Source organism: Roseateles sp. FW301-B2 (assembly GCF_058788955.1).
The window spans coordinates 66,973-77,066 of record NZ_JBYTBE010000028.1; the positions used below are offsets into that span (position 1 = coordinate 66,973).

The following is a 10,094-nucleotide window of genomic DNA, read 5'->3' on the forward strand; positions in this document are numbered from 1 at the left end:
GGCTCCTCAGTCGATTGGGTGGCGCGGTGCGGCCGGCAGGGGCCGGGCATCGCCAGCGCTGAGATGCAGCTCCGGCGTGCCGGCAAAGGCCTCCAGATGCGGCACCTCGCCATGCAGCTTGAGCGGGCGGTTGCCCGTGAGGCGGCGCAGCGTCACATAGAACACCGGGGTGAGGAAGAGGCCGAAGGCGGTCACGCCAATCATGCCGGCGAACACCGCCACCCCCATCGCCGAGCGCATCTCCGAGCCCGCACCGCTGGCCAGCACCAGCGGCAGCACACCCATCACGAAGGCCATCGAGGTCATCAGGATGGGGCGCAGGCGCAGGCGCGCCGCCTCGATCGCCGCGGCCAGCGGCGTGTGGCCGGCGAACTCGAGCTCGCGCGCGAACTCGACGATCAGGATCGCGTTCTTGGCCGACAGCCCCACCAGCACCATCAGGCCGATCTGGGTGAAGACATTGTTGTCGCCCTTGGTGAGCCAGACCCCGGTCATCGCGGCCAGCAGGCCCATCGGCACGATCAGCAGGATGGCGAGCGGCAGGGTCAGGCTCTCGTACTGCGCGGCCAGCACCAGGAACACCAAGAGGATGGCGAGCGGGAACACCCACAGCGCCGAGTTGCCGGCCAGGATCTCCTGGTAGGTCAGCTCGGTCCACTCATAGCTGATGCCGGGTGGCAGGGTCTCGGCGGCGATGCGCTTGATGGCGTCCTGGGCCTGGCCCGAGCTGAAGCCCGCGGCCGGGCCGCCGTTGATGTCGGCCGAGAGGAAGCCGTTGTAGCGCATCGCGCGCTCCGGGCCCACCGCATGCTGCACCTTCATCAGCGCCGCCAGCGGCACCATCTCGCCGCTGGCCGAGCGCACCTTCAGCTGGCCCACGTCCTCGGCGCGCGCGCGGTAGGCCGCATCGGCCTGCACGCGCACCGAATAGGTACGGCCGAACTTGTTGAAGTCGTTCACATACAGGCTGCCGAGGTAGATCTGCATGGTGTCGAAGATGTCGGTCACCGCCACGCCCAGCTGGCGCGCCTTGCTGCGGTCGATGTCGGCATAGAGCTGGGGCACATTGACCTGGTAGCTGGAGAACATGCCGGCCAGCTCCTTGCTCTGGTAGGCCTTGGCCATGAAGGCCTTGACGGCCTGGTCCAGCGCCTCGTAGCCGAGGCCGCCGCGGTCTTCCAGCTGCAGCTTGAAGCCGCCGGTGGTGCCCAGGCCCTGCACCGGTGGGGGCGGGAACATGACGATGAAGGCGTCCTGGATCTGGCCGTACTGCGCATTCAGCGCGCCGGCGATCTCGCCGGCGCTGAGGCCCTTGCCCTTGCGCTCTTCAAACGGCTTCAGGGTGGCGAACACGATGCCGGAGTTGGAGCTGTTGGTGAAGCCGTTGATCGACAGGCCCGGGAAGGCCACCGCATGCTCGACGCCAGGCGTCTTGAGCGTGATGTCGTTCATGCGGCGCACCACGTCCTCGGTGCGGTCCAGCGTGGCGCCATCGGGCAGCTGGGCAAAGCCGATCAGGTACTGCTTGTCCTGCGCCGGCACGAAGCCGCCGGGCACGGCCTTGAACAGGCCCACGGTCAGCAGGGCCAGGCCGGCATAGAGGGCCAGCATCGCGCCCTTGCGCGCGATGGCGCGCTGCACGCCGCCGCCATAGGCCTCGGAGCCGCGCTTGAAGAGGCGGTTGAAGCCGGCGAAGAAGCGGCCCAGCAGGCGGTCCATGGCGCGCGTCAGCGCATCCTTGGGCGCGTCGTGGCCGCGCAGCAGCAGGGCGGCGAGGGCGGGCGAGAGCGTCAGCGAGTTGATCGCCGAGATCACCGTCGAGATCGCGATCGTCAGTGCGAACTGGCGGTAGAACTGGCCGGTGAGGCCGCTGATGAAGGCCAGCGGCACGAACACCGCCACCAGCACCAGCGCGATCGCGATGATGGGGCCGGACACTTCGCGCATGGCGCGGTAGGTGGCGTCGCGCGGGGAGAGGCCCGCCTCGATATTGCGCTCGACGTTCTCCACCACCACGATGGCGTCGTCCACCACGATGCCGATTGCCAGCACCAGGCCGAACAGGCTCAGCGCATTGATCGAGAAGCCGAACAGATGCATGACGGCAAAAGTGCCCACCACCGACACCGGCACCGCCAGCAGCGGGATGATGGAGGCGCGCCAGGTCTGCAGGAACAGGATCACCACCAGCACCACCAGGGCCACGGCCTCCAGCAGGGTGTGCACCACCGACTCGATGGAGGCGCGCACGAACTGGGTGGGGTCGTAGACGATCGAGTACTCGACGCCCTCGGGCATATGGGTCTTGATCTCGGCCATGGTGGCGCGCACCTGGTCGGAGATCTGGATCGCGTTGGAGCCGGGCGCGGCAAAGATCGGCACGGCCACCGCGTCCTTGTTGTCGAGCAGCGAGCGCAGCGCATAGCCCGAGGCGCCCAGCTCGATGCGGCCGAGTTCGCGCAGGCGGGTGATTGCCGTGGACCCATTTGCGGCCTCGGTCTTGACGATGATGTCGCCGAACTCCTCCTCGTTCTGCAGGCGGCCTTGCGCGTTGATGGAGAGCTGCGTGTCCACGCCCGCCAGGCCGGGCGAGGCGCCGACGACGCCGGCGGCGGCCTGGATGTTCTGGCTGCGGATCGCGGCCACCACATCGCCGGCCGAGAGCCCATGCTGGGCCACCTTCTGCGGATCGAGCCAGACGCGCATCGCGTAGTCGCCCGAGCCGAACAGCTGCACATCACCCACGCCCTGCAGGCGTGCCAGCCGGTCCTTGACGTTAAGGAGCGCGTAATTGCGCAGATAGGTCATGTCGTAGCGGCCGCTGGGCGAGAGCAGGTGCACCACCATGGTCAGGTCGGGCGAGCTCTTGATGGTGGTGACGCCCAGGCGCTTGACCTCCTCGGGCAGGCGCGGCTCGGCCTGCGAGACGCGGTTCTGCACCAGCTGCTGGGCCTTGTCGGGGTCGGTGCCGAGCTTGAAGGTGACGGTGAGCGTCATCAGCCCGTCGGTGGTGGCCTGGCTGCCCATATAGAGCATGCCTTCCACGCCGTTGAGCGCCTCCTCCAGCGGTGTGGCCACGGTCTCGGCAATCACCTTGGGGTTGGCGCCCGGGTACTGGGCGCGCACCACCACCGAGGGCGGCACCACCTCGGGATACTCGGAGATCGGCAGGCCGCGCACGGCGATCAGGCCGGCCAGCAGCATCAGCACCGAGAGCACGCCGGCAAAGATCGGCCGGTCGATGAAGAATTTGGAGAGATTCATGTGGATGTGCTCCTGCGGCTCAGCTCTTCTCGCCGGCTGCGGGCGCAGCCGGCTTGGTCTTGGCCTGCAGCTCGGGCTTGGCATCCATCGCCACCAGGGTGGGGGCCAGCGCCGCGCCGGGGCGCACGCGCTGCAAGCCGTTCACGACGATGCGCTCCTGCGCCTTCAGCCCGGCGCTGACGATGCGCAGCCCGCTCTTCGTATCCACCGCCGCGCCCAGCTTGACCTCGCGGTACTCGGCCTTGTTGTCGGCCCCCACCACGAAGACGAAGCGCTTGCTCTGGTCGGTGCCGACGGCGCGCTCGTTGACGAGCAGGGCCGAGGTCTTGCCGGCCTGGCCCATGCGCAGGCGCGCGAACTGGCCGGGCATCAGGCTGCCGTCCTGGTTGTCGAACAGGGCGCGCACGCGCACCGTGCCGCTCCTGGCATTGACCTGGTTGTCGATCAGCTGCAGCCGGCCCTCCAGCGGCGTGCCCTCGGCGCCCATGGTGCCCATCTGCACGGGGATGCGCTCCAGCTGCTTGCGCTGGCCCAGCGCCTTGGCGATGACCTGCTCGTCGGCGTCGAAGCTGGCGTAGATCGGGCTCACCGACACCAGGGTGGTGAGCAGGGGCGCGCTGGGGCCGGCGGCGACCTGGTTGCCCACCGTGATCTCCAGGCGGCCGACGCGCCCGGCCACCGGCGCCCGCAGCTGCGTGTAGCCGAGGTTGAGCCTGGCGGCCTGCAGGCCGGCCTGGGCGGCGCGCAGATTGGCATCGGCCTCGCGCTGCGCATTGCTGCGCTCGTCCAACTCGCGCTGGGCAATCGCCTGTTCGGCCCACAGCGCCCTGGCGCGCGCCACATCGCTGGCGGTGTAGAGCGCGCGCGCCTTGGCGGCGGCCACCTGGGCCTCGGCGCGCTCCACCTCGGCGGCATAGGGCGCCGGGTCCAGGCTGATGAGCAGATCGCCCTGGCGCACCAGCGCGCCCTCGCGGAAATGCACCGTCTGCACCGTGCCCGGCACGCGCGGACGCAGCTCGACGCGCTCCACCGCCTCCAGGCGGCCGGAGAACTCGTCCCAGGTGGCGACTTCCGAGGCCTGCACCGTGGCCACCGAGACCGGGGTGGCGGGCGGCGCGGCCGGCGGTGCTTCGGCCTCGGCGGGGCTCAGGCCGACGATGGCGGCCGAGATGGCGGTGAGGGCGGTCAGCGCGGTGAAGGCCGAGCCGGCCAGCCAGAGGCGGCGCTTGCTTTGGGTGGCGTGGTGTTGTGAAGACATGGTGACTGACTCCAGGGCAGGGATTTTTTTGGACAAAGCGGCGGCTGCACCGGGGTCACGCGACTCCGGCGAACAAAGGGTGCGAAAGGGTTCAGCGTGCCGGCGAAATGGGCTTCAGGGCACGGCGGGCCGCAGGGTCAACAACGACCGCGCGCAGGGACGACAATGGCGAACATGCAAACTCCCCGTTCATGATTCCGTAACGACCATTACGGTTTATGGGCTGGAATGTAGTCGCCTTGTTTTTAGGCGTCAAGACATTTATTATCGATCGCTATGGAAATCAACAAAGACCCCTGCGCCAAGGCCTGCAAGCCCCGTGGCCGGCCTTTGTCATTCGACCGCGAGCAGGCGCTGGAGCAGGCCATGCACGTGTTCTGGCGGCGTGGTTACGAAGCCGCTTCCATCAGCGAACTGACCGCCGCCATGGGCATCACCGCCCCCAGCCTCTACACCGCCTTTGGCGACAAGGAGCGCCTGTTCCTGGAGGCCATCGAGCGCTATGCCAGCGGCCCCGGTGGCGGCTATATGCGGGCCCTGCGCGAGGAGCCCAGCGCCTTCCTGGCGATCCAGCGCTGCCTGGAGGAATCGGCCGAGGAACTGACCCGGCCCTGCCATCCCAAGGGCTGCATGATGACGATGGCGGCCACCAACTGCACCGAGGCCTCGGCCCATATCCAGGCGGCCCTGTCCAAGCGCCGCGCCGAGGCCGACGAGGGCATGCGCTGCCGCATCGAGCAGGGCATCACGAGCGGCGAGCTGCCGGCCGGCACCGACGCGGTGGCGCTGAGCAATTTCTACGTCGCGGTGCTGCGCGGCATGTCCATGCAGGCCGCCGACGGCGCCAGCCGCGAGACCCTGATGGCCACCGCGGCCGCGGCCATGCGGGCCTGGCCGGCGCCGGGCTGAACCGGGGCCCGCCTCAGCCCTGGCCGGCGCGCAGCCGCCGCACCACCACCCAGCCCAGCAGGGCGGTGAAACCCAGAATCAGGCCCAGCACCAGCCAGAAGCCGTGCGGGTGCTCGCCCAGCGGGATGCCGCCCACATTCATGCCCATCAGGCCGGCGATCAGGTTGATGGGCAGGGCCAGCACGGTCACCATGGTGAGGGTGAAGAGGCTGCGGTTGTTCTCCTCGGCCACGCGCGCCGCCGCCTCGTCCTGCAGCAGCTTGACGCGTTCGTGCAGCGAGGCGATGTCGCGCAGCACCACCGCAAACTCGTCGTTGACGCGCCGCAGGCTGTCGTGATCGGCCGCATTCACCCAGCGCGGCGGATTCGCCACCACGCGCAGGAGCGCGCCCGGCTCGGGCGCCAGCAGGCGCTGCAGGCGCACCGAGAGGCGACGCAGGCGCGGCAGTTCATCGCTGCCCTGCAGGCGGCGGCGCGCCAGCAGCTCGTCCTCGATGTCGTCGACCCGATCGCTGGCGGTGCGCACGATGTGCTGCAGCTCGTCGGCCTGGTCGGAGAGCAGATGCTCCAGCAGGGCCAGCGGCGTGGCCAGCGCCTCGCCGGCCTTGGCGGCGGCGCGCAGCCGGTCCACCGAACGCAGCGGATGCTTGCGCGCCGTGATCACCAGGCCGGCCTCCAGGCTCAGCCACAGCGTGGCCACGTCCTCGGGGTCGAAGCTGAAGTCGAAGGTGACGTCGTTGATCACGCCCAGCAGATGCTCGCCATGGCGGGCGATGCGGGTGGAGCGCGAACCCTCGCGCAGGCCCTGGTAGAAGTCCTCGGGCAGGCCGGTATGGGCCTGCAGCCAGGCCAGGCTGGCGCCATGGGCGAGATTGAAGTGCAGCCACACAAAGCCGGCGGCGGGCTCGCTCCGGCGCAGCCATTGCAGCGCCGCGTCGGTGTCGATCGCCGTGCCGGGCTGGCCGGGCTCGAAGCGGTAACCGCAGATCAGGCCGTCGGGGCTGGCGCCGTAGCTGGCAGGGGTCGTGTTCATCGCGCGCAGTCTATGCAGCTTGTGTGACTGTCATCAGCCTGGCATGCGGGGCTGGCTCAATCGGCCCATGCCTGCCGCCCGCTGCCCGTCACAACTGCCGCCCGGTTTCCACCTGCTGATCGCGGCCCAGTTCGCGTCGGCGCTGGCCGACAACGCCCTGCTGATCGTCACCATTGCCCTGCTGCAGGCCCAGGGCCAGCCCGGCTGGTGGGCGCCGCTCCTGAAGTTCTCCTTCACGATCTCCTATGTGCTGCTGGCGCCCTTTGTCGGGCCGCTCGCCGATGCCATGCCCAAGGCCAGGCTGATGGCCTGGATGAACGGCCTCAAGACCCTGGGCGTGCTGGCCCTGTTCGCCGGCCTGCATCCGGTCGCCGCGTTCGCGCTGGTGGGCCTGGGCGCAGCGGCCTATGCGCCGGCCAAGTACGGCCTCATCACCGAGCTGGTGCCGGCGCGCCAGCTGGTGGCGGCGAACGGCTGGATCGAGGTCTCGGTGGTGAGTGCGGCCCTGTTGGGCACGGTGCTGGGCGGGGCGCTGGTGAGCGCCTGGTTCGGCGCGCTGGTGTCAGGTCTTGCCCAGCCGCTGCATGCCGCACTGGCCTTGCTGCTGCTGACCTATGGCCTGGCGGCGCTGCTGCAGCTGGGCCTGGGCGACAGCGGCGCGCGCTACCCGGCCTGTTCGCGCCGGCCGCGCCTGCTGCTGCGCGAGTTCATGGCCGCCAACCGCAAGCTCTGGCGCGATGCCGAGGGCGGGCTCTCACTGGCCGTCACCACCCTGTTCTGGGGCGTGGGCGCGACCCTGCAGTTCGCGGTGCTGCGCTGGGCCCAGCAGGTATTGAACCTGCGCCTGGACCAGGGCGCCTATCTGCAGGCGGTGGTGGCGGTGGGCGTGGTGGCCGGCGCCGCCCTGGCCGGCCGCCTGGTACCCATGAGCCGGGCCGCGCGCGTGCTGCCGCTGGGCGTGCTGCTGGGCCTGCTGCTGGTGGCGATGACCTGGGTGGACCGCCTGGCGCTGGCCTGGCCGATGCTGATGGGGGTGGGCGCGGTGGGCGGGCTGCTGGTGGTGCCGATGAATGCACTGCTGCAGCAGCGCGGCTACCAGCTGCTGACGGCCGGCCGCTCGATCGCCGTGCAGGGCTATAACGAGAACCTCAGCATCCTCGTGATGCTGGCCGCCTATGCCGGCGCGCTGGCGCTGGACACGCCGCTGCTGCCGCTGATGACGGTGTTCGGCAGCCTGATCGCGCTGGCGATGCTGGCGCTGCTGCTGCTGACGCTGAAACGCCGCGGCGCCTCAGACCGCTTGGGGCAAGACCTGGCCCCGCACTGAGCCCTCCTGCGGTTGCGGCAGCGGCCGGCCGTCGACGAGCGAGCCGTAGATCGCTTCGATGCTGCCGATGATGCTGTCCCAGCTCAGAGCTTCGGCGGTCTGGCGTGCGGCCTGGCCCATGCGGCGCAGCGCGGCCGGGTCTTTTTCGGCCAGCACCACCGCCTGGCGCAGGAACTCGGGGCTGTGGCCGAACGGGGCGAGCTGGCCGTTCAGGCCCGGCTGCACCAGCTGCGAGGCGGCGGCGTAGTCATAGGCCAGCACGGCCAAGCCGCTGGCCATGGCCTCGGGCGTGACGTTGCCGAAGGTCTCGGTGATGCTGGGGAAGATGAAGAGATCGCCGCTGGCGTAATGGGCGGCCAGGTCCTCGCCATGGCGCATGCCGGCGAAGATGGCGCCGGGCAGGCGCGCCTGCAGCTCGCGGCGCGCCGGCCCGTCGCCCACCAGCACCAGGCGGGCGCGCGGCTGCAGGCGCTGGAAGGCCTCGAAGGCCTCCACCAGGGTGCCCAGATTCTTCTCGGGCGCGAGCCGGCCCACATGCACGACCACCGGATCATGGGGCGCCACGCCCCATGCGGCGCGCAAGGCCTCGCTGCGCCGTGCCGGGTTGAAGAGGGCGGTGTCGACCCCGCGCGCCACCACGTTCACGCCCTGGAAACCCAGCGCCTGCAGCTCGCGGCGCAGGCCCGCGTCCGGCACCATGGTGCACTGGGTGTGGTTATGGAACTTGCGCAGATAACCCATGATGGGCTTGTGCAGCCAGCCGATGCCGTAATGCTTGCTGTAGGCATGGAAGTTGGTGCGGAAGTCCGAGCAGACCGGCAGCTTCAGATAGCGCGCCGCCTGCAGCGCCGACCAGCCCATCGGCCCCTCGGTGGCGATGTGCACGAGGTCGGGCCGGCGCAGCGTCCAGAGCTTCACCAGCGTCTTCTTGGACACCATGCCCATGCGCAGATGCGGATAGCGCGGGATCGGCAGGCCGCGCATCAGCACCTCGTGGAAGCGCTCTTCGTCGCCGCCGCTGCCCGGCGCCTCGCCGGCGTCGGGCTTGGCCTGGCGCGGGCGTATCAGCTGCACTCCATGGTTGCGCGCACGCAGGCCCTCCACCACACAAGCGACGGTGCGCGCCACGCCGTTGACCTCGGGTGGGTAGGTCTCGGTGACGATGGCCACGCGCAGGCAGCGCTGCTGCGGCGGCAGTTCATCGACCTCGATCTCGGCATCGGCGGCGGGCTTGATCGGCATCATCATGAGGCCATCATGGGCGGCGATTGCAACAGTAGCGTGACGTACGGGCTGAGCCGAACGCCGCACCGTGGCGTCACCGAAATTTCACCGGCCCTGGTCACCATCGCGTCACGACAAGCAGAGGACACCAGGTGACGCACAAGACTCCTTCATTCACACAGGCGCTGGCCACCCAGCGCTGGGACGACCACCGCTACTACCACCACAGCCGCATCAACCAGAGCCTGCATCTGCTCAGCGCGCTGAGCTTTGTGGCCGCCTATGCGCTGCTGCTGGTCGACCCGGCGGCGGCCGCGCTGCTGGCCTGGCTGGTCTCGATGAGTTCGCGCCAGGCCGGCCATTTCTTCTTCGAGCCGCGCGGCTACGACGAGGTCAACCAGGCCACGCACGAGTACAAGGAAGAGATCAAGGTGGGCTACAACCTGCAGCGCAAGGTGGTGCTGATGGCGCTGTGGGTGGCGGCACCGCTGGCGCTCTATCTGCAGCCGGGCCTGTTCGGCCTGTTTGCACCGGCCACCAATGCCAACGAATGGCTGCACCAGCTGGGCTGGTTGTGGCTGTGGCTGGGGGCGGGCGGCCTGCTGTTCCGCACCCTGCATCTCTTCATCCTCAAGGATGTGCAAACCGGCCTGGTGTGGATGTGCAAGATCCTCAGCGACCCCTTCCACGATATCTGGCTCTACCGCAAGGCGCCGCTCCACCTGCTGAAGGGAGAGCTGATCGACCCGATGAGGCATGCACGGCAGGGGCAGTAAAGACAGGCGGGTGCGATGCGCAGGCGTCGGACAAGCCTGCGCTGTTATGGCCCTTTGCGGCCGGGAGCCGGCTTCACGGAGCGGTGCCAAGCGCGGTGCTGCCATCCAGCTTGCCATGCTGCGGACCGGCCGGTCAGCTGGGGCCGAATCTTTGCGGCGGGAATCTTGGAGTTGGCGTTGTCGAACCAATCCAGTCGGCTGGGCTGGCAGGCTCGACGACTGCTTCGCAGGGCGGATTCAATCGGTCGACGCAACACACTAGGGGCCGATCAGGCCGAAGGAGTGTTGGACATGAGGCAGCGA

At 69.3% G+C, this 10,094-nt stretch carries 7 protein-coding genes; 3 read left to right on the plus strand and 4 right to left on the minus strand.

Annotated elements, in window-relative coordinates; all coding sequences use genetic code 11:
• Positions 1-6 precede the first annotated feature (6 nt).
• Positions 7-3,264: an efflux RND transporter permease subunit gene (locus AC3WQY_RS18225; protein ID WP_285233652.1), complete on the minus strand. Its 3,258-nt coding sequence runs from the start codon at positions 3,262-3,264 to the stop codon at positions 7-9.
• Positions 3,265-3,283: 19 nt separating this feature from the next.
• Complete coding sequence (locus AC3WQY_RS18230; protein ID WP_285233651.1) at positions 3,284-4,522, minus strand: efflux RND transporter periplasmic adaptor subunit; 1,239 nt, start codon at positions 4,520-4,522, stop codon at positions 3,284-3,286.
• Between the two features lie 276 nt (positions 4,523-4,798).
• On the opposite strand from AC3WQY_RS18230, the gene AC3WQY_RS18235 reads away from it, so the two are divergent.
• Entirely contained in the window at positions 4,799-5,431 is a 633-nt protein-coding gene (locus AC3WQY_RS18235; protein ID WP_285233650.1) for a TetR/AcrR family transcriptional regulator, read from the plus strand.
• A gap of 13 nt (positions 5,432-5,444) precedes the next feature.
• On the opposite strand, the gene AC3WQY_RS18240 is transcribed toward AC3WQY_RS18235, so the two are convergent.
• Positions 5,445-6,464 carry a transporter gene (locus AC3WQY_RS18240; protein WP_285233649.1) on the minus strand — a complete coding sequence of 340 codons (1,020 nt, stop codon included), beginning with the start codon at positions 6,462-6,464 and terminating at the stop codon, positions 5,445-5,447.
• Between the two features lie 94 nt (positions 6,465-6,558).
• Here AC3WQY_RS18240 and lplT point away from each other — a divergent pair, with 94 nt between their 5' ends.
• Positions 6,559-7,791, plus strand: a complete 1,233-nt coding sequence (lplT, locus tag AC3WQY_RS18245; RefSeq protein WP_492709919.1) for a lysophospholipid transporter LplT — start codon at positions 6,559-6,561, stop codon at positions 7,789-7,791.
• Here lplT and AC3WQY_RS18250 read toward each other — a convergent pair.
• Positions 7,756-9,039 carry a glycosyltransferase family 4 protein gene (locus tag AC3WQY_RS18250; RefSeq protein WP_492709914.1) on the minus strand — a complete coding sequence of 428 codons (1,284 nt, stop codon included), beginning with the start codon at positions 9,037-9,039 and terminating at the stop codon, positions 7,756-7,758. The two genes, lplT and AC3WQY_RS18250, sit on opposite strands and share 36 nt — an antisense overlap.
• A gap of 128 nt (positions 9,040-9,167) precedes the next feature.
• Here AC3WQY_RS18250 and AC3WQY_RS18255 point away from each other — a divergent pair, with 128 nt between their 5' ends.
• A complete protein-coding gene (locus AC3WQY_RS18255) occupies positions 9,168-9,791 on the plus strand; it encodes a hypothetical protein (protein ID WP_492709916.1) in 624 nt (207 codons plus the stop codon).
• Positions 9,792-10,094: the final 303 nt, after the last annotated feature.

Bases quoted from the DNA above. Each gene is read 5' to 3' on its own strand.
- AC3WQY_RS18240 (WP_285233649.1), bottom strand. From the start codon at position 6,464: ATGAACACGACCCCTGCCAGCTACGGCGCCAGCCCCGACGGCCTGATC.
- AC3WQY_RS18230 (WP_285233651.1), bottom strand. From the start codon at position 4,522: ATGTCTTCACAACACCACGCCACCCAAAGCAAGCGCCGCCTCTGGCTG.
- AC3WQY_RS18225 (WP_285233652.1), bottom strand. From the start codon at position 3,264: ATGAATCTCTCCAAATTCTTCATCGACCGGCCGATCTTTGCCGGCGTG.
- AC3WQY_RS18235 (WP_285233650.1), top strand. From the start codon at position 4,799: ATGGAAATCAACAAAGACCCCTGCGCCAAGGCCTGCAAGCCCCGTGGC.
- AC3WQY_RS18250 (WP_492709914.1), bottom strand. From the start codon at position 9,039: ATGATGATGCCGATCAAGCCCGCCGCCGATGCCGAGATCGAGGTCGAT.